Below are 18,852 nucleotides of genomic sequence, written 5' to 3'. Positions count from 1 at the left end.
GCCTGACGAACAGCCCGGTCGACGCTATGCGGCCCGACTTTCGATCCCCAAACGGATCCGGGCTTTTGTAGCGCATCCCACAGGCCAGACAGGCAACCTCTGCCCCAATTCGGACATCTGGGGAAGAGTTCCGCACAGCAAAGGGCCCTGACGACCCGTCGGGTCGTCAGGGCCCCCACGCGCGCGGGGCGCGGTGAAGCCGCTACTCGGCTGTCACGACGGTGACTTCGCCGATACCGAGCGCCTCGACCGGCGCCTTGATCTCGGCCGCGTCACCGACGAGAACGGTCACCAGGCGGTCCACCGGGAAGGCGTTGATGACCGCCGCGGTGGCCTCCACGGTGCCGGTGCCGGCGAGCTGCTGATACAGAGTCGCCTGGAAGTCGTCGGGCAGGTACTGCTCGACCTGGTCCGCCAGCGTGCTCGCGACGGCCGCCGCGGTCTCGTACTTCAGCGGCGCCACACCGACCAGGTTCTGCACCGCGACGTCGCGCTCGGCGTCGGTCAGGCCCTCCGCCGCGAGCGTGCGCAGCACCGTCCACAGGTCCTGCAGCGCGGGACCGGTGTTCGGGGTGTCCACGGAGCCGCTGATCGCGAGCATCGCGGCGCCCGTGCCGTCCGGCGCGGAGCGCAGGACCTGCCCGAAGGAGCGCACGCCGTAGGTGTAGCCCTTCTCCTCGCGCAGGACGCGGTCCAGGCGGGAGGTGAGGGTGCCGCCGAGGCAGTAGGTGCCGAGCACCTGGGCGGGCCACATGCGGTCGTGCCGGTCGGGTCCGATCCGGCCGATGAGCAGCTGGGTCTGGACGGCGCCCGGCCGGTCGACGATGACCACCCGGCCGGTGTCGTCGGCGGTCACCGGCGGCACGGGTCGCGGCGCGCCCGGGGTGCCCGTCCAGGCGCCCAGGGTGTCGGCGAGCAGCTCGTCCAGGTCGGTGCCGGTGAGGTCACCGACCACGACCACGGTGGCGGTGGCGGGCCGCACATGGCGGTCGTAGAAGGCGCGCACGGCCGCCGCCTCGATCTTCTCGACCGTCTCCTCGGTGCCCTGGCGCGGCCGCGACATGCGCGAGGTCGCCGGGAACAGCTCCTTGGAGAGTTCCTTGGCGGCGCGGCGGGCCGGGTTGGCCAGCTCGTGCGGGATCTCGTCCAGGCGGTTGCGGACCAGCCGCTCGACCTCGCTCTCGTCGAAGGCGGGCGCGCGCAGGGCGTCGGCGAGCAGGCCGAGGCCCTTGGCCAGGCGGGAGGCCGGGACCTCCAGGCTGAGGCGGACGCCGGGGTGGTCGGCGTGCGAGTCGAGCGTGGCGCCGGCCCGCTCCAGCTCGGCGGCGAACTCCTCGGCGGAGTGCTTGTCGGTGCCCTCCGAGAAGGCCCGCGCCATGATCGTGGCGACGCCCTCCAGAGCGGGCTTCTCGGCGTCCAGGGGCGCGTCCAGCAGCACCTCGACGGCGACGACCTGCTGGCCGGGGCGGTGGCAGCGCAGCACGGTCAGGCCGTTGTCCAGCGTGCCGCGCTCGGGGGCGGGGAACGCCCACGGCCTGGCCTCGCCCGGCTGCGGCTGGGGGTGGAAGTCCATCGTGGCGAGCTCGGTCACTTGGCCGTCTCCTCGTTGTCGCTCTTGTCGGCGCCCGCCTCTACGGTGGCTTCCTGCTCCGGGTCCTCGGGGACGTCGGCGTCCTGGACGGTCTCCGGGTGCTTCGGCTCGTAGACGAGGACCGCGCGGTTGTCGGGGCGCAGGCAGGCCTTGGCGACCTCCTGGACCTCCTCTGGGGTCACCTCGAGGACGCGCTGGACGGCGGTCAGGGCGAGCTGCGGGTCGCCGAACAGGACGGCGAACCGGCACAGTTCGTCGGCGCGGCCGGCGACCGTGCCGAGCCGGTCCAGCCACTCGCGCTCCAACTGGGCCTGGGCGCGCTCCATCTCCTCGGCCGTGGGGCCCTCCTCGGCGAACCGGGCCAGCTCCTCGTCGATCGCGGACTCGATCACCGGCACCTCGACGTCACCGGAGGTCTTCACGTCCAGCCAGCCGAGCGAGGGCGCGCCGGCCAGGCGCAGCAGGCCGAAGCCGGCCGCGACGGCCGTACGGTCGCGGCGCACGAGCCGGTTGTACAGGCGGGAGGACTCGCCGCCGCCGAGGACGGTCAGGGCCAGGTCGGCCGCGTCCGCCTTGCGGGTGCCGTCCTGCGGGAGCCGGTAGGCGGCCATCAGGGCGCGCGCCGGGACCTCCTCCTCGACGACCTCGCGCAGCTGCTCGCCGATGATCTCGGGCAGGGAGCCGTCGCGGGGCTCGGGCTTGCCGTCGTGGGAGGGGATCGACCCGAAGTACTTCTCGATCCAGGCGAGGGTCTGCACGGGGTCGATGTCGCCGACCACGGAGAGCACCGCGTTGTTCGGCGCGTAGTAGGTGCGGAAGAACTGGCGCGCGTCCTCCAGGGTGGCCGCGTCCAAGTCCGCCATCGAGCCGATCGGCGTGTGGTGGTAGGGGTGGCCCTCCGGGTAGGCGAGGGCGGTCAGCTTCTCGAACGCGGTGCCGTAGGGCACGTTGTCGTAGCGCTGGCGGCGCTCGTTCTTGACGACGTCCCGCTGGTTCTCCATGGACTCGTCGTCCAGGGCGGTGAGCAGGGAGCCCATGCGGTCGGCCTCCAGCCAGAGGGCGAGCTCCAGCTGGTGGGTGGGCATGGTCTCGAAGTAGTTGGTGCGCTCGAAGCTGGTGGTGCCGTTCAGGGAGCCGCCGGCGCCCTGCACCAGCTCGAAGTGGCCGTTGCCGGTGACCTGCGCCGACCCCTGGAACATCAGGTGCTCGAAAAGGTGAGCCAGGCCGGTGCGTCCCTTGACTTCGTGGCGGGAGCCGACGTCGTACCAGAGGCACACCGCCGCCACCGGGGTCAGGTGGTCCTCGGAGAGCACCACGCGCAGACCGTTGGCCAGGCGGTGCTCGGTCGCTGTCAGGCCCCCGGAGCCTGCCTCGGCTGTGGTCGTGTGACCCATGGGCATGTACGTCCCTTCGCGAGCGGAGGCGGTCGTCGAAACCGCTGTTTTCCTGCCGGTCCTGCCACTGTATGCAAAGCGTGCGAGGCCTCGGCGAAGTTCCCGCCGGACGTACGCCCACAGCGGATCGCGTAGCCTGCGTCAGGCGTGCCGTGGGACGGCTTTCCGGCACCGGGCAGAGCCGCACGGACCGGGTCGTGGCCCGGCTTGTCAGTGCCTCGGTCCACAATGGTCCGCGTCAGATCCGTCAAACGCTTCAGCAAGGAGCCAGGCAGGATGGCCCGCCGCAGCACGAAGACCCCGCCGCCCGACGACTCGTACGAGGAGAAGATCCTCGACATCGACGTCGTGGACGAGATGCGTGGCTCCTACCTTGAGTACGCGTACTCGGTCATCTATTCGCGCGCCCTGCCGGACGCCCGTGACGGCCTCAAGCCGGTGCACCGCCGCATCGTCTACCAGATGAACGAGATGGGCCTGCGCCGCGACCGCGGCTACGTGAAGTGCGCCCGGGTCGTCGGCGAGGTCATGGGCAAGCTGCACCCGCACGGCGACGCGTCGATCTACGACGCCCTGGTGCGCATGGCCCAGCCGTTCTCGATGCGCCTCCCGCTGGTCGACGGCCACGGCAACTTCGGCTCGCTGGGCAACGACGACCCGCCGGCCGCCATGCGGTACACCGAGTGCCGGATGGCCGAGGCGACGAGCCTGATGACGGAGTCGATCGACGAGGACACGGTCGACTTCACGCCCAATTACGACGGCCAGGAGCAGGAGCCGGTGGCGCTGCCCGCCGCCTTCCCGAACCTGCTGGTCAACGGCTCCTCGGGCATCGCGGTCGGCATGGCGACGAACATGCCGCCGCACAACCTGCGCGAGGTCATCGCGGCTGCCCGCCACCTGATCAGGTACCCGAACGCGGACCTGGACGCACTGATGCGGCACGTCCCGGGCCCCGACCTGCCCACCGGCGGCCGGATCGTCGGCCTGGACGGCATCCGGGACGCGTATGCGACGGGCCGCGGCACCTTCAAGATGCGCGCGACGGTCTCGATCGAGACCGTGACCGCCCGTCGCAAGGGCCTGGTCGTCACCGAACTGCCGTTCACGGTCGGTCCGGAGAAGGTGATCGCGAAGATCAAGGACCTGGTCAACGCGAAGAAGGTCCAGGGCATCGCCGACGTCAAGGACCTCACCGACCGCGAGCACGGCCTGCGTCTGGTCATCGAGATCAAGAACGGCTTCGTGCCGGAGGCGATCCTGGAGCAGCTGTACAAGCTCACTCCGATGGAGGAGTCCTTCGGCATCAACAACGTGGCCCTGGTGGACGGGCAGCCGCTCACCCTGGGCCTGAAGGAGCTGCTGGAGGTCTACCTCGACCACCGCTTCAACGTCGTGCGGCGCCGCAGCGAGTTCCGCCGCGGCAAGCGCCGTGACCGTCTGCACCTGGTCGAGGGTCTGCTGACCGCGCTGGTCGACATCGACGAGGTCATCCGGCTGATCCGGTCCAGCGAGAACTCCGCGCAGGCCAAGGAGCGCCTGATGGAGCGGTTCTCGCTGAGCGAGGTCCAGACGCAGTACATCCTCGACACGCCGCTGCGCCGGCTCACCAAGTACGACCGCATCGAGCTGGAGGCGGAGAAGGAGAAGCTCACCGCGGAGATCGCGGAGCTGACCCGGATCCTGGATTCGGACGCGGAGCTGCGCAAGCTGGTCTCGGCCGAACTGGCCGCCGTGGCCAAGCAGTTCGGCACCGACCGGCGCACGGTCCTGCTGGAGTCGGCCGGCGCCCCGGTGGCCACCGTCCCGCTCCAGGTCGCCGACGACCCGTGCCGGGTGCTGCTGTCCTCCACGGGCCTGCTGGCCCGTACGGCGGACAACGAGCCGTTCACGGAGGACGCCGACGCCAGGCGCGTCAAGCACGACGTGATCGTCTCGGCGGTCCCGGCGACCGCGCGCGGTGAGATCGGCGCGGTGACCTCGGCGGGCCGCCTGCTGCGGATCAACGTGGTCGACCTGCCGCAGCTGCCCGGGACGGCGACCACGCCGAACCTCGCCGGAGGGGCGCCGCTGGCAGAGTTCGTCTCCCTGGAGGACGACGAGACGGTGGTCTGCCTGATCACTCTGGACGAGTCGTCCCCGGGTCTGGCACTCGGCACCGAGCAGGGTGTCGTCAAGCGTGTGGTGCCCGACTACCCGTCCAACAAGGACGAGTTGGAGGTCATCACCCTCAAGGAGGGCGACCGGATCGTCGGCGCGGTGGAGCTGCGCACCGGCGAGGAGGATCTGGTGTTCATCACGGACGACGCGCAGCTGCTGCGCTTCCAGGCCTCCATCGTCCGCCCGCAGGGCCGCCCGGCCGGCGGCATGGCGGGCATCAAGCTCACCGAGGGCGCGAAGGTCATCTCGTTCACGGCGGTCGACCCGGCCGCCGACGCGGTGGTCTTCACGGTGGCGGGCTCGCGCGGCACGCTGGACGACTCCGTGCAGACGACGGCCAAGCTGACCCCGTTCGACCAGTACCCGCGCAAGGGCCGGGCCACCGGCGGCGTGCGCTGCCAGCGGTTCCTGAAGGGCGAGGACTGCCTGTCGCTGGCCTGGGCGGGTCCCGTCCCGGCCCGGGCGGCGCAGAAGAACGGCACCCCGGCGGAGCTGCCGGAGCCGGACCCGCGCCGGGACGGCTCGGGCACGTCGCTGGCGAAGACGGTGTCGGTGGTCGCGGGACCGGTGTTCTAGCCCGCGTACGCCACTGCGTCGGGCTCCTCCTCGGAGCCCTGTACGTACCGCAGGACGCCCCACATGCCGTGCTCGTCGGCGTGTGGGGCGTCGTTCCTGCACCCCTCCAGCTCCTTGCCGAGGGCGTCCGCCGCGATACCGGAGCCGATCAGCACGAGCTGGGTGCGGCGGGCGTCGGCGGGCGGCCACGGTTCGGGGTGGAAGCGCAGGAACGGGCCGACGGCATGGACGGCGTACCGGTTGACGACGTCGTACGGCCCGAAGTCCACGTACCCCTTGATCCGGTACAGCCCCTGCGGACGGCTGTCCAGGAACCGCATCAGCCGACGGGGCTCCATCGGCATGTCGGAGGTGAAGGACAGACTGTCGTAGCCGGTGTGCAGGTGGCCGTGATGGTCGTCGTCGCCGCTGTGCTCGTGCAGGTCGTCGAAGGACAGCTGCCCGATGCGCTCCTCGCTGGGGCGGCAGTCGAAGAGGAACTCCGGGTCGATGCGGCCGTAGGTGGCGGGGACGACGGCGGCCTGCTCGGTCAGCGAGCGGACCAGGCGCAGGACGCGGTCGGCGTCCGGCGCCCGGTCGAGCTTGTTGACCACGACGAGGTCGGCGAGGGCGAGGTGCCGGTCGATCTCGGGGTGCTGGGCTCGGGTGCCGTCGAACTCGGCGGCGTCGACGACCTCGACAAGGCCGCCGTAGACGATGCCGGGGTGCTCGCTGGCGAGCACCATCCGCACGAGTTCCTGCGGCTCGGCAAGGCCGCTGGCCTCGATGACGATGACGTCGATGCCCGCGGCGGGCGCGGCGAGCCGCTCCAGATAGACGTCGAGTTCGCTCGCGTCGACCGCGCAGCACAGGCAGCCGTTGCCGAGCGAGACGGTCGAGTCGCCGAGGGCGCCGGCGACGGCCATGGCGTCGATCTCGATGGCGCCGAAGTCGTTGACGATCGCCCCGATGCGGCTGCCTCCGCTGCGGTGCAGCAGGTGGTTGAGGAGCGTGGTCTTCCCCGAACCGAGGAATCCGGCGAGTACGACGACGGGGATCTGCTGCGGGGTGCGGCTGTTGCCCAACGGGCGCCCTCTCTCACGTGGACCGACTGCCGGACCAGGATAAGAGCGGGGCGTCCCGGGGAGGGGCGCCGCCGGGGCCCGCGTGCGCATCGGGCCGGGCGCCGGCGGCTCGCGGGGGTCTCTCAGGGCTGTGCCGGCACCGCGGCCGGCGGCTCCGGGCCCACGTACCTCGCGACCGGCCGGATGATCTTCGAGTCCTCCGCCTGTTCCAGGATGTTGGCGCTCCAGCCGACCACGCGGGCCGCCGCGAATGTGGGGGTGAACATCTCCCGGGGCAGGCCGCACAGTTCCATGACCACGCCCGCGTAGAACTCGACGTTCGTGTGCAGTTCGCGGCCCGGCTTCAGCTCGGCGAGGATCGCCTCGACCTGCCGCTCGACCTCGACGGCGAAGGCGACGCGTGCGCCTCCGAAGCCCTGGGCGATCTCGCGCAGCATCCGCGAACGGGGGTCCTCCGTGCGGTAGATGGCGTGCCCGAAGCCCATGATGCGGTCGCCGGCGAGCACCCGCTCCCGGATCCAGGAGTCGATGCGGTCGGGCGTTCCGATCGCGTCCAGGGTGTCGAGGGCGCGGCTGGGGGCCCCGCCGTGCAGCGGCCCGGACAGTGCGCCGACGGCCCCGACCAGGCAGGCCGCCACGTCGGCACCCGTGGACGCGATGACCCGCGCGGTGAAGGTTGATGCGTTGAATCCGTGATCAATGGTTGAAATCAGGTATTGCTCGACGGCACGGGCCCGCCGCGGGTCCGGTTCGTCACCCGTGAGCATGTAGAGGTAGTTGGCCGCGTACGACAGGTCCTCGCGCGGCTCCACAGCGTCGAGGCCCTGCCCCAGCCGGTGGAGCCCGGTCAGCAGGGTCGGTACGGCCGCGCAGACGGCGACGGTGTCCGCGCGGCGCCGGTCGGCGTCGATGTCGTACACCGGCCGGAACCCCTGCGCCGCGCCCAGCAGCGACAGCGCCGTGCGCAGCCCGGCCAGCGGTCCGGAGATGCGGCTCGCCGCCGCTATGGCGGGCAGGGCAGCGCGGACCTCCCCGGGCAGCCTGCGCAGTCCCGCGGTCTCGGCGGTGAAGGCGGCGCGGCGCTCCGCGTCCGGGAGCGTGCCGTGGACGAGGAGGTGCCAGACGTCTTCGAAGCCGCGGGTCCGCGCGAGTTCGACGGCCGAGTACTGGCGGTAGTGGTAGAAGCCCTCGAGCCCCCGTACGTCTCCGATCTCGGTGTCGGTGACGACGACTCCGGCGAGGCCGCGCGGTACGTCGACACGGGGTGCGGTCCTGCTGATGGACATGATGTTCCTCCCTGGACTTGATCCGACTGTCCATGCTTGACGACTTCCTGTCAACGTTGATCCAATCAATGTATTGCTATCAAGGTGTGCGGAGGCGGCTACGGTGACCTCCATGCGCGATCACGAACCCGCTCCCGACCGTCCCGGGCGAAGGCTGACCACCAAGGAGACCGCCGAACTGCTCGGCGTGAAGCCGGAGACGGTGTACGCCTACGTGAGCCGCGGCCTGCTCAGCAGCAGGCGCGAGCCGGGCGGCCGCGCCAGCACCTTCGAAGCACGCGAAGTCGAGGCCCTGGCCCGGCGCAACCGGCGGGAAGCGGCGGGGAGTCCGGGCTCCGCCGGGGATCTGTCCGTCCGGACCCGGCTCACCTTCATCGACAAGGACCGGTACTACTTCCGTGGCGTCGACGCCACGGAGCTGGCCGCCCGCCACTCCTACGAGGAGGTCGCGGAGTGGCTGTGGACGGGCCGGATGACGCGGGGCGTGACCTTCACCGCGCCCGAGGAGACCGTCGAGGTCGCCCGCCACGCCGTGCGCGCCCTGCCCGAGCACACCTCCCCCACCGACCGGCTGCGGGTGGCGGCGATCGCCGCGGCGGCCGAGGACCCGCTGCGTTTCGACCTCTCCGAGCAGGCCGTGCTGAGCACGGCGCGCACCCTCATCCCCACGCTCGTCGCCGCGCTGCCGCCGGTCCTGCACGCCCCGAAGGACGACGGCCCGCTGGCCCACCGGCTGTGGGGCCGGCTGACCGGACGCCCCGCCGACGAGGCGGCACTGCGCGTCCTGGACACCGCCCTCGCCCTGCTCGTCGACCACGACCTGGCCGCCTCCACGCTCGCCGTCCGGGTCGCCGCCTCGGCCCGCGCGCACGCCTACGCGGCCGTCTCGGCCGGACTCGGCGTCCTGGAGGGCCCGTTGCACGGCGCCGCCAGCGGCCTGGCCCACCGGATGCTGCTCGACGTCCTCGACCAGGGCACTGCCGTCCCGGTGATCGCGGACGAGCTGCGCGCGGGACGCCGTATCCCCGGACTCGGTCACCGGCTCTACCCCGGCGAAGACCCGCGCGCGCGGGTCCTGTTCGGCCTCCTGGAACAGCTCCCGCGAGCAGAACCCGCTCTACTGGCGGCCCGTGACATCGTCGCCACGACCGCCCGTCACACCCCGCTGCACGCCAACGTCGACCTGGCCCTCGCGGTGTTCACCGCCTCCTGCGGCATGCCCGCCACGGCCGGCGAGACCATCTTCGCCGTGGCCCGGACGGCGGGCTGGATCGCCCACGCCCTGGAGGAGTACGGCGAGCGTCCGCTGCGCATGCGCCCCAGCGGTCACTACGTCGGTCCGCGCCCTCCGCAGCCCCTCCCGGAGTAGGGCACGGGCACGGCCGGAAGTCGCCCCGGGGAAAGTCAGGTTAGGCTCACCTCTGTGAGTAGGTGCGCGACCGTCTCCCGGAGCCTCGACGAGCCCGTTTCCGGCACGGCTGCCACGGCGACGACGTGGCTGCTGCTGGAACAGCCCGGCCCGTGGGGCGTCAAGGCGCTCACTTCGAGCCATCTCGACCCCGCGCTGGGCCGCGCCCTGGAGGCCGCCGCCGAGGGAACCGGCGTCCGCGTCGCGCTCATCCGGCGCCCCGGCCGCCACGCCGACCCGGGCACGCCCGCGCTCCGGCAGGTGTACGTGGCCCACACCGTCCCCGGGAACGTCTGGCTGCACAGCGCCACCACCCGCGATCCGTACCGGCTGCTCGGCCTCGACTTCGCCGCTCTGGGCGCGGGCGACCACCGTTCCTTCGGCGCGGCGCTGGACGGCAGGCCGCACACGGGCGACCCGCTCGCGCTCGTGTGCACCAACGGCAAGCGCGACCGCTGCTGCGCACTCCTGGGCCGCCCCCTCGCCGCCGAGCTGGCCTCGTCCGGTGTGCGGGGCGTCTGGGAGGTCACCCATCTGGGTGGTCATCGCTTCGCGCCCACGGTCCTCGTCCTGCCGTACGGCTACGCCTACGGCCGCGCGGAGGCGCACACCATCAAGGAGGCCCTGCACGGGGTCCAGAAGGGCCACGTGGTGGTCGAGGGGTGCCGCGGGTGCTCCGCCTGGGACCGGCCCGGCCAGGCGGCCGAGCTGGCCGTGCGCTCGGCGGCGGGCGAGTACGCGGCGGGCGCGCTGAGTGTCGTACGGACCGAGGGCAGGGCGCCGCGCTGGGAGGTCGTGGTCGCCCATACCGACGGCCGCCACTGGCTCGTCACCGTGGCCCAGGGCGCGTCCCTGCCGCCGCGCCCGGAGAGCTGCGGCGCGGCGGTGCTCGGGACGCCGGCGCGGATGGACGTGGTGGCCGTGCGCGAATTGCGGACGACGGCGCTGGCGAGCTGATCCGGAGCACTCCCGCGGCCGCGTCTCCAAGAACCCCCGCACCCACTTCTTCAAGAAACGGTCAAGAGATCCACGCCACACCCGCTACGGCGACCGACGTCCCCCCACGTACCGTCGTGGGTATGAGCCCCACTCCCCCCGCACGCCGCCTGCGCCTCGGTCTGCCGCGGCGGGTCTTCTCGCAGGTGCTGCTGATGCAGGTGGCGATCGCCGCGGGGGTCGCGGTGCTCGCGACCGGGCTCTTCCTGGCTCCGCTGAGCAAACAGCTGGACCAGGAGGCGATGCGCCGCGCGCTGGCCATCGCCCAGACCACGGCACAGGACCCGCAGATCGCCGAGGGCGTCGAGCACACCCCGCCGACCCGCAGCGGACCGGTGCAGCAGGAGGCCGAGCGGATCCGGCACGCCACGAACGCCGAGTACATCGTGGTGCTGGACCGGCGATGGATCCGCTGGTCGCACCCCACCCCGAGCGAGATCGGCCGCCAGGTCTCCACCGACCCCAGCGACGCCCTGGGAGGCAAAGATGTCATGGAGATCGACAAGGGCACCCTGGGCCGCTCGGCCCGCGGCAAGGTGCCCCTGTACGACGCCGATCACCGGATCATCGGGGCGGTCTCGGTCGGTATCGCGTACGACAGCGTGCGCGCCCGGCTGATCAGCGCGATCCCGGGGCTGTTCGCCTACGCCGGCGGCGCTCTCGCGGTGGGTGCGCTGGCCGCCTGGCTGATCTCCCGGCGGGTGCAGCGGCAGACCCGGGACCTGGCCTTCTCCGACATCTCGGCGCTGCTCGCCGAGCGCGAGGCGATGCTGCACGGCATCCGCGAGGGTGTGGTCGCCCTCGACCGCGGCGGCCGCATCCGGCTGCTCAACGACGAGGCACGGCGGCTGCTGGGCATCGGCGACGAGGCCGTCGGCAAGTCCCTGGACGAGGCGTTGGGCGAGGGTCGTACGGCGGACGTCCTGGCCGGGCGGGTGACCGGCACCGACCTGCTGACCGTGCGCGGCCAGCGCGTCCTGGTCGCCAACCGCATGCCCACGGACGACGGCGGCGCCGTGGCCACCCTGCGCGACCGCACCGAACTGGAGCAGCTGGGCCGCGAACTCGACTCCACGCGCGGCCTGATCGACGCCCTGCGCGCCCAGGACCACGAGCACGCCAACCGCATGCACACCCTGCTCGGGCTGCTGGAGCTGGAGATGTACGACGACGCCGTGGAGTTCGTCGGCGAGGTCGTCGGAGACCACCGGGTCACCGCCGAGCAGGTCACCGAGAAGATCCAGGACCCGCTGCTCGCCGCCCTGCTGGTCGGCAAGGCGACCGTGGCGGCCGAGCGGGGGGTCGCCCTGTGGGTGTCGGAGCGCACCCGGCTCCCGGACCGGCTGATCGACCCCCGGGGTCTGGTCACGGTCGTGGGCAACCTCGTGGACAACGCGCTCGACGCGGTCGCGGGCACTCCGCACGCGCGTGTGGAGGTCGAGTTGCGCGCCGAGGGCCGTACGGTCGTCCTCCGCGTGCACGACACCGGGCCCGGGATCCCGGAGGACCAACGGGAGTTGATCTTCACGGAGGGGTGGTCCACCAAGAAGCCGCCCGCGCACGGCAAGCGGGGCCTCGGGCTCTCGCTGGTGCGCCGGCTCGCCGAACGGCAGGGCGGGAGCGCGAGGGTGGGCGCCGCGGACGGCGGAGGCGCGGAGTTCACGGTCGTCCTGCCCGAGGCACTGACCGAGCCGGAACTGGAGCCGGCCCTCACGGGATCCGGGGAACCGGCCCCCGGAGATGTCCCCACCACTGCCGAGGAGGAGGCGCGATGATCGAGGTCCTGGTCGTGGACGACGACGTGCGGGTCGCTCGGGTCAACGCCGCCTACGTCGAGAAGGTGCCCGGCTTCCATGTGGCCGGGGAGGCGCACAACGCGGCCGAGGCGCTGCGCCAGTTGGAGACGCTCCCGCGGCTCGACCTGGTCCTCATGGACCACTACCTGCCCGACGACACCGGGCTCGCGGTCGTCCAGGAGATGCGCCGGCGCGGCCACCAGACCGACGTGATCATGGTGACGGCCGCGCGGGACGTGTCGACCGTCCAGGCGGCCATGCGGCACGGCGCCCTGCAGTACCTGGTGAAGCCGTTCGCCTTCGCCGGGCTGCGGGCCAAGCTGGAGGGGTACCGCCAGCTGCGCCGCACGCTGGACGGCGGCGGCGAGGCCGAACAGGCCGAGGTGGACCGCATCTTCGCCGCCCTGTCGGCGCCGTCGGAGCCGGCGCTGCCGAAGGGGCACTCCCCCACCACGGCCGAGCTGGTGCGCCAGGCCCTGATGAGTGCGGGGGGGCCGCTGTCCGCCCAGAAGATCGCCGAGCGGACCGGGGTGAGCCGCCAGACCGCCCAGCGCTACCTCAAGCTCCTGGAGCGCACCGGACGAGCCCGGCTGACCCTCAAATACGGCGACGCGGGCCGCCCGGAACACCGTTACGTGTGGGCGACCCGCGCCTGAGCGGGCGTCAGCGAGCCGTCACTCGGCCGCCTTCTCGACGAACTCGGTCGTGAACGTCTTGCTCAGGTCCACCTTGGCGTTCTGGATGGCGGGGTTGAACGACTTGAGGACCTTCTCGACGGTCTCCGGACCGTTCGCGGGCATCACACCGTCCTTGGTGAACATCGGCAGCGTGCTCTTGATCGCCTCGGCGTAGAGCGCCTTGTTGCCCTGGGAGTAGTCGGCAGGCATCTTGGCCGCGATCTCGTCCGCGCTGTGGGTGGACATCCACTTGAGCGTCTTGACGAATGCATTGGCCATCTTCTGGACGGTGTCCTTGTGACCGTTGACCCAGTCCGTCTGCATGTACAGGCTCGACGACGGGTACGGCCCGCCCAGCGCCGCCTGCGAGCCCTCCGGGGTGCGCATGTCGAGGAGGACCTTGCCGGCCTTCTTGTCCAGGATGGTGGCGACGGTCGGGTCGGTGGTCATGCCGCCGTCGATCGCGCCCTGCTGGAGTGCCGAGATGAAGGTCGGTCCTGCGCCGACGGCGACCGGCGTGAACTCGCTGACCTTCACGCCGTTCTTGACGGCGAGGTACTTGGTGAGGAAGTCGGTCGAGGATCCGAGACCGGTGACACCGAGCTTCTTCCCCTTGAAGTCCTTGGGCGAAGTGATGTCGCCCGCCGCCTTGTCGGAGACGACCTCCACCTCGCCGGGCGCGTGCGAGAACTGCACCACGGACTCCACCGACTTGCCCTTCACCTGGAGGTCGAGGGTGTGGTCGTAGAAGCCGACCGCCCCCTGCACCTGGCCGGAGACGAGCGCGGTCTCGGCCTGGACGCCGGCGGGCTCGCTCAGCAGCTCCACGTCGAGGCCCTCGGCGTCGAAGTAGCCGAGCCGCTGGGTGAGCATCGCGGGCAGGTAGATGACCTTGTCGAGGCCGCCGACCATGATCTTGACCTTCGTGCCCTTGCCGTCGCCCTTGCTGCCGGAGCCGGCCGAGGCGGTGCTCGCCGCGTCATTGGCACAGGCGGTGAGGGAGGAGAGGGCGAGCAGACCGGCGGCGGCCAGGGTGGTGTATCTGGCGGACTTGCGCATGGCGGTTCACGTCCTTGTGAGAGGGCGGTGCGGGGAAAGGGGGGTGGCTCGGAGAAGCGTTCGAAAGTGGGTGGTTCGGGGGCGTTCAGCTGTCGGAGCCCGCCGGCTTCCACCGGAAGATGCGGCGCTCGGCGAAGGTGAGCAGCCCTTCGGCGACGAGGGCGACGGCGGCGAGGATGACCATCGCGGCGTAGACGCCGGCCGCGTTGAAGGTGCCCTGCGACTGTGCGACGAGCAGGCCGATGCCCTTGGTCGCGCCGATGTACTCGCCGACGATGGCGCCGATGAGGGCGAAGCCGAAGCTGACGTGGAGGCTGGTGAAGATCCACGAGGTGGCCGACGGGATGACGACCTGGAGCGTGACCCTGCGGTCGCTCGCGCCTAGGATCCGGGCGTTGGAGACCAGGTTGCGGTCGACTTCGCGGGCGCCCTGGAAGGCGTTGAAGAACACCGGGAAGAACACCAGCACGACGGCCGACGCGACCTTGGAGGCGGGGCCGAGTCCGAACCAGATCACGAAGATCGGGGCAAGGACGATCCTGGGGATCGAGTTGAGCACCTTGATGTATGGACCAAGGACGTCGGCGAGGAAGGCGATCCGCCCGAGGGCGATACCGAACACGACACCGGCGACCACACCGAGCACCCAGCCGAGCAGCGCCTCTTGGACCGTGGCCCAGATCTGCTCGCCGAGCGAACCCTGGGCGGTCCCGTGCATCACCCAGGTCCAGATCTGGTCCCAGATCCTCGAGGGCATCGAGAAGTTGAACGGGTCGATGGTCTTGGCCCGGGAGAGCGCCTCCCAGAGGCCGAGGACGGCGATCAGGAGCAGTACACGGGCGCCCATGACGACGACCTTGCGTCTGCGGGCGGCACGCGCGCGCGACTGCGTGCGGTCCGTCTTGTTGCCGGGCTCGGTCATGGTCAGCGCGACCTGGGCCTCGGGCATGACGTCAGGCGACATTCGCGGCACCCCTCTCGCGGGTGATGCGGACCTCTTCGCCGAGGGACTCCCAGATCTCGCGGTAGATCTCGATGAACCGCGGCTCCAGGCGCACCGACTCGACCTTGCGCGGCCGCGGCAGGTCGATGTCGAAGACCTGCTTCACGGTCGCGGGCCCGGCGGTCATCACGACGACCTTGTCGGCCAGCGCGATGGACTCCTCCAGGTCGTGGGTGACGAAGACGACGGAGGCGCCGGTGCCCTCCCACAGCTCCAGCAGCTCGTCCGACATCAGCGCGCGGGTCTGCACGTCGAGCGCCGAGAACGGCTCGTCCATGAGCAGGATCTCGGGGTCGTTGACGAAGGTGGCGGCGAGGGCGACGCGCTTGCGCTGGCCGCCGGAGAGCTGGTGCGGGTAGCGGTCCTCGAAGGCCGCGAGTCCGACACGGGCCAGCCACTCGCGGGCCTTCTGCCTGGCCTCCGCCTTGGGCACGCCCCGGAAGCGGGGGCCGGCCATGACGTTGGACAGGACCGTCCGCCAGGGGAAGGTGGCGTCCTGCTGGAAAACGAAGCCGACCTTGTCGCCGACGCCGTCGACCGGCTGCCCGGCCACCAGCACCTCGCCCTCAGTGGGCTCCTCCAGGCCGCTGACGAGGGTCAGCGTGGTGGACTTCCCGCAGCCGGTGGGTCCGACGACGGCTACGAACTCGCCACGCCGCACGGTGAGGTCCAGGTCGCGCACGGCCGTGTGCAGACCCCCCGACGGGGTCCTGAAGGTTTTGCTCGCGCCCCGTAGCTCGATGGCGGGGCTGGTGTCTGTGCTCATGGGCCGGGACGGTAGGTGTGGCCCCGGCCACAGCTGCAGTCTTGTGAGCACAAGCCGTTCTTTTGCTCGCAAGAGCCTGTTGTGCTCATTTTGCTCGCGCTACAACTGCGGAGCACGAAACACGGGCTTAACGCTCGCCGGCCTTGAAGGAGAGGCCTGATGATTGACGTCCTGGTGGTGGACGACGACTTCCGCGTCGCTGAGATAAACGCCAAATACGTGGGGAAGGTTCCCGGCTTCCGGGTGACCGCCCGCGCGCACAGCGCCGCCCAGGCCCTGGCCGCCGTCGAACGCGGCGCCATCGACCTCGTCCTGCTCGACCACTACCTGCCGGACCAGACCGGCCTCGAACTCGTCCACCGCATGCGGGAGCAGGGCCACGGCACCGACGTCATCATGATCACAGCAGCCAGCGATGTGACGACCGTGCAGCAGGCGATGCGCCTGGGCGCCCTGCACTACCTGGTCAAGCCCTTCACCTTCGCCGCCCTGCGCACCCGGCTGGACTCCTACGCGGCCCTGCGCCGCACCGTCGACCGGGTGGGCGGCCGGGGGCTGACGGGCCAGGAACAGGTCGACCGGATCTTCGGCGCCCTGCGCACCTCCCCCGCGCCGTCCGCGCCGGGCCTGCCCAGCGGCCACTCGGAGCCCACGACGGACCTCATCTGCGGCGTCCTGCACCGTGCGGACCAGCCCCTGTCGGCCCACGAGGTCGCCGCCCGAACCGGCCTGAGCCGCTCCACGGCCCAGCGATACCTCCGCCACCTGGAACAGGCGGGCCGCCTCCGCCTCTCCCTGAAGTACGGCGACACCGGCCGCCCGGAACACCGCTACGCGTGGGTGGCGCCGTAGGGCGGCAGGGCGGCCGTGTGCCGGGCCACGGCCGTGCGGACGCCGCCGGCTAGACGGCTCCCGCCCCGGTCAGCGAGCGCACCTCGGTCTCCGCGTACTTGGCCTCGTCCGCGGACTCGTCCGAGGTGACCGTGCCCAGCCAGCCGGCGAGGAAGCCGAGCGGGATGGAGACGATGCCCGGGTTCTGCAGGGGGAAGTACTGGAAGTCGACGTCCGGGAAGAGCGAGTCCGGGCTGCCGGACACCACCGGGGACAGGAGCACCAAGCCGAGCGCGGGAATCAGCCCGCCGTATACGGCCCACACCGCACCACGCGTGGTGAAGGCACGCCAGAACAGCGAGTACAGCAGCGCCGGCAGGTTCGCCGACGCGGCCACGGCGAAGGCGAGGCCCACCAGGAAGGCGACGTTGAGGTCACGGGCCAGCAGGCCCAGGGCGATCGCCACGACACCGATGCCGACCGCCGCGATCCGCGCCACCGCCACCTCGCTGCGCGCCTTGACGTGCCGCCGCCGCAGCGACGCGTACAGATCGTGCGCCACGGCCGCCGAGGAGGCGAGCGTGATCCCGGCGACCACCGCGAGGATCGTCGCGAAGGCGACGGCCGCGACGACCGCGAACAGAACCGTTCCACCGGTGGAACCGGCGCCGCCGCCCAGATCGAGCGCCAGCAGGGGGACCGCCGTGTTCCCGGCCGTGTTCGAGCGGCTCACGACGTCCGGCCCCACCACGGCAGCGGCCCCCAGGCCGAGGACGATCGTCATCAGGTAGAAGCCGCCGATCAGCCCGATGGACCACACCGCCGAGCGACGGGCCGCCCGCGCGGTCGGCACCGTGTAGAACCGGGACAGGATGTGCGGCAGCCCTGCCGTACCCAGCACCAGCGCGAGCCCCAGACTGATGAAGTCGAGACGGGCCGTCCAGCTCCCGCCGTACTTCAGCCCCGGGGCCAGGAACGCGCTCCCGTGGCCGCTGCGCTCCGCGGCCGTGACCAGCAGCCGGTCGAAGTCGCCGTGGAACCGCACCAGCACCAGCACGGTCAGCGCGACCGTCCCGCTGAGCAGCAGAACCGCCTTCACGATCTGGATCCAGGTGGTGGCCCGCATGCCCCCCAGGGACACATAGATCACCATCAGCGCGCCCACCCCGATGACCGTCCAGGCCTGGGCCGCCCCGCTCGTCCGCCCCAGCAGCAGCGCCACCAGGCTGCCCGCGCCCACCATTTGCGCCACCAAATACAGAACGGACACCGTGACCGAGGAAGTTCCCGCGGCGATCCGCACCGGCCGCTCGCTCATCCGCGCGGCCACCACATCGGCCAGGGTGAACCGCCCGCAGTTGCGCACCAGTTCCGCCACCAGGAACAGCACGACCAGCCAGGCGACAAGGAAGCCCACCACATACAGCAGCCCGTCGTAGCCGAACAGCGCGATCAGCCCGGTGACCCCCAGGAAGGAGGCGGCCGACATGTAGTCACCCGCGATGGCAAAACCATTCTCCATCGGGGAGAAGAGCCGCCCGCCGGCGTAGAACTCCTCCGCCGAACCCTGCCGCCTGCGACTCACCCATGTCGTGATCCCCAGGGTGACGGCCACAAAGCCGCTGAACAGCAACAGCGCCAGCATCTGGTGATCGCCGGTCACGAGGCGCCTCCCTGGACTCCGCGCGTCAGTTCCTGGGTGTCCCAGCGCAGCTCCAGCGCCGCCCGGTCCCGGCGCAGCCGCGCATGCCGGGCGTAGGCCCAGGTGAACAGGAACGTGGTCAGGAACTGCCCGAGTCCCGCCAGCATCGCCACGTTCACCGCTCCCATCACGGGACGGGCCATGAGTCCGGGAGCGGTCGTCGCCGCGATCACGTACCCCACGTACCACGCGAGGAAGGCGGCGACCCCCGGCACCACGAACCGCCGGTACCTGCTGCGCACCTCCTGGAAGGCCTCGCTGCGCTGCACCTCGACGTACACGTTACGAGCGCGAAGATCCGACGCGTCCTGCTCCCCGCGCGCGGACGGTACGGCCCGTGCCGGCACACCGGCGCCGTCCAGCTCGCCCCAGCCGGTGGCCAGCGCGTCGTACCAAGGGTCCTCGTACCTCGCGTCGCGGGACACCGCGCCGGGGTCTTCCTGGCTCTGGGCCGGGTCCCCGGAACCGTCCCCGGCCCCGCGGGCACGACCGTTGCTTGACTGCATGCCCAAGGATGGACAGATCGGGAAGATCCCTGACTCT

The 18,852-nt window shown here is 71.4% G+C and carries 15 protein-coding genes; 6 read left to right on the top strand and 9 right to left on the bottom strand.

The window, feature by feature from the left end:
- Positions 1–202: 202 nt before the first annotated feature.
- On the bottom strand, positions 203–1,591 hold the full coding sequence (locus ACFY3C_RS37885; protein ID WP_390774058.1) for a M16 family metallopeptidase: 1,389 nt from the start codon (positions 1,589–1,591) through the stop codon (positions 203–205).
- Positions 1,588–2,991, bottom strand: coding sequence for a M16 family metallopeptidase (locus ACFY3C_RS37880; protein ID WP_386575881.1), 1,404 nt, complete (start codon positions 2,989–2,991; stop codon positions 1,588–1,590). The genes ACFY3C_RS37885 and ACFY3C_RS37880 overlap by 4 nt, the downstream gene beginning before the upstream one ends.
- Positions 2,992–3,261: 270 nt before the next feature.
- On the opposite strand from ACFY3C_RS37880, the gene ACFY3C_RS37875 reads away from it, so the two are divergent.
- A complete protein-coding gene (locus ACFY3C_RS37875) occupies positions 3,262–5,721 on the top strand; it encodes a DNA topoisomerase (ATP-hydrolyzing) subunit A (protein ID WP_390774057.1) in 2,460 nt (819 codons plus the stop codon).
- Here ACFY3C_RS37875 and ACFY3C_RS37870 read toward each other — a convergent pair.
- Together ACFY3C_RS37870 and ACFY3C_RS37865 are read right to left on the bottom strand one after the other, a co-directional pair.
- Entirely contained in the window at positions 5,718–6,785 is a 1,068-nt protein-coding gene (locus ACFY3C_RS37870) for a CobW family GTP-binding protein (RefSeq protein ID WP_390774056.1), read from the bottom strand. The genes ACFY3C_RS37875 and ACFY3C_RS37870 overlap by 4 nt on opposite strands.
- Before the next feature lie 122 nt (positions 6,786–6,907).
- Positions 6,908–8,071, bottom strand: coding sequence for a citrate synthase/methylcitrate synthase (locus ACFY3C_RS37865; RefSeq protein WP_390774055.1), 1,164 nt, complete (start codon positions 8,069–8,071; stop codon positions 6,908–6,910).
- A gap of 112 nt (positions 8,072–8,183) precedes the next feature.
- On the opposite strand from ACFY3C_RS37865, the gene ACFY3C_RS37860 reads away from it, so the two are divergent.
- The 4 genes from ACFY3C_RS37860 to ACFY3C_RS37845 all read left to right on the top strand — a co-directional run bounded on the left by ACFY3C_RS37860 (position 8,184) and on the right by ACFY3C_RS37845 (position 12,927).
- Positions 8,184–9,440 (top strand): citrate synthase, encoded by a 1,257-nt coding sequence (locus ACFY3C_RS37860; protein ID WP_386575886.1) that lies wholly within the window; start codon positions 8,184–8,186, stop codon positions 9,438–9,440.
- Positions 9,441–9,494: 54 nt separating this feature from the next.
- Positions 9,495–10,436, top strand: a complete 942-nt coding sequence (locus ACFY3C_RS37855; protein WP_390774054.1) for a sucrase ferredoxin — start codon at positions 9,495–9,497, stop codon at positions 10,434–10,436.
- Between the two features lie 122 nt (positions 10,437–10,558).
- On the top strand, positions 10,559–12,250 hold the full coding sequence (locus ACFY3C_RS37850; protein WP_390774053.1) for an ATP-binding protein: 1,692 nt from the start codon (positions 10,559–10,561) through the stop codon (positions 12,248–12,250).
- Positions 12,247–12,927: a response regulator gene (locus ACFY3C_RS37845; RefSeq protein ID WP_390774052.1), complete on the top strand. Its 681-nt coding sequence runs from the start codon at positions 12,247–12,249 to the stop codon at positions 12,925–12,927. The genes ACFY3C_RS37850 and ACFY3C_RS37845 overlap by 4 nt, the downstream gene beginning before the upstream one ends.
- Positions 12,928–12,945: 18 nt before the next feature.
- On the opposite strand, the gene ACFY3C_RS37840 is transcribed toward ACFY3C_RS37845, so the two are convergent.
- The 3 genes from ACFY3C_RS37840 to ACFY3C_RS37830 all read right to left on the bottom strand — a co-directional run bounded on the left by ACFY3C_RS37840 (position 12,946) and on the right by ACFY3C_RS37830 (position 15,776).
- Positions 12,946–14,007: an ABC transporter substrate-binding protein gene (locus tag ACFY3C_RS37840; RefSeq protein ID WP_390774051.1), complete on the bottom strand. Its 1,062-nt coding sequence runs from the start codon at positions 14,005–14,007 to the stop codon at positions 12,946–12,948.
- An 85-nt stretch (positions 14,008–14,092) separates the two neighbouring features.
- Positions 14,093–14,971 (bottom strand): ABC transporter permease, encoded by an 879-nt coding sequence (locus tag ACFY3C_RS37835; protein WP_386575891.1) that lies wholly within the window; start codon positions 14,969–14,971, stop codon positions 14,093–14,095.
- On the bottom strand, positions 14,961–15,776 hold the full coding sequence (locus ACFY3C_RS37830; RefSeq protein WP_386575892.1) for an ABC transporter ATP-binding protein: 816 nt from the start codon (positions 15,774–15,776) through the stop codon (positions 14,961–14,963). Before ACFY3C_RS37830 ends, ACFY3C_RS37835 begins: the two co-directional genes overlap by 11 nt.
- 159 nt (positions 15,777–15,935) lie before the next feature.
- Here ACFY3C_RS37830 and ACFY3C_RS37825 point away from each other — a divergent pair, with 159 nt between their 5' ends.
- Positions 15,936–16,628, top strand: a complete 693-nt coding sequence (locus tag ACFY3C_RS37825; protein ID WP_386575893.1) for a response regulator — start codon at positions 15,936–15,938, stop codon at positions 16,626–16,628.
- Between the two features lie 49 nt (positions 16,629–16,677).
- On the opposite strand, the gene ACFY3C_RS37820 is transcribed toward ACFY3C_RS37825, so the two are convergent.
- Complete coding sequence (locus ACFY3C_RS37820; RefSeq protein ID WP_390774050.1) at positions 16,678–18,270, bottom strand: cation acetate symporter; 1,593 nt, start codon at positions 18,268–18,270, stop codon at positions 16,678–16,680.
- The gene (locus tag ACFY3C_RS37815) at positions 18,267–18,815 is read right to left on the bottom strand and encodes a DUF485 domain-containing protein (protein ID WP_390774049.1); all 549 of its coding nucleotides are present in this window, start codon (positions 18,813–18,815) and stop codon (positions 18,267–18,269) included. The genes ACFY3C_RS37820 and ACFY3C_RS37815 overlap by 4 nt, the downstream gene beginning before the upstream one ends.
- Between the last annotated feature and the right edge of the window lie 37 nt (positions 18,816–18,852).

The sequence above is a fragment of the Streptomyces sp. NPDC001410 genome, assembly GCF_042895235.1.
Lineage (GTDB): Bacteria > Actinomycetota > Actinomycetes > Streptomycetales > Streptomycetaceae > Streptomyces.
Note: the sequence above shows the minus strand (reverse complement) of the source record. Positions and strands in the feature narration are given on the sequence as shown.

Bases quoted from the DNA above. Each gene is read 5' to 3' on its own strand.
- ACFY3C_RS37880 (WP_386575881.1), bottom strand. From the start codon at position 2,991: ATGCCCATGGGTCACACGACCACAGCCGAGGCAGGCTCCGGGGGCCTG.
- ACFY3C_RS37875 (WP_390774057.1), top strand. From the start codon at position 3,262: ATGGCCCGCCGCAGCACGAAGACCCCGCCGCCCGACGACTCGTACGAG.
- ACFY3C_RS37865 (WP_390774055.1), bottom strand. From the start codon at position 8,071: ATGTCCATCAGCAGGACCGCACCCCGTGTCGACGTACCGCGCGGCCTC.
- ACFY3C_RS37860 (WP_386575886.1), top strand. From the start codon at position 8,184: ATGCGCGATCACGAACCCGCTCCCGACCGTCCCGGGCGAAGGCTGACC.
- ACFY3C_RS37850 (WP_390774053.1), top strand. From the start codon at position 10,559: ATGAGCCCCACTCCCCCCGCACGCCGCCTGCGCCTCGGTCTGCCGCGG.
- ACFY3C_RS37845 (WP_390774052.1), top strand. From the start codon at position 12,247: ATGATCGAGGTCCTGGTCGTGGACGACGACGTGCGGGTCGCTCGGGTC.
- ACFY3C_RS37840 (WP_390774051.1), bottom strand. From the start codon at position 14,007: ATGCGCAAGTCCGCCAGATACACCACCCTGGCCGCCGCCGGTCTGCTC.
- ACFY3C_RS37835 (WP_386575891.1), bottom strand. From the start codon at position 14,971: ATGTCGCCTGACGTCATGCCCGAGGCCCAGGTCGCGCTGACCATGACC.
- ACFY3C_RS37830 (WP_386575892.1), bottom strand. From the start codon at position 15,776: ATGAGCACAGACACCAGCCCCGCCATCGAGCTACGGGGCGCGAGCAAA.
- ACFY3C_RS37825 (WP_386575893.1), top strand. From the start codon at position 15,936: ATGATTGACGTCCTGGTGGTGGACGACGACTTCCGCGTCGCTGAGATA.
- ACFY3C_RS37815 (WP_390774049.1), bottom strand. From the start codon at position 18,815: ATGCAGTCAAGCAACGGTCGTGCCCGCGGGGCCGGGGACGGTTCCGGG.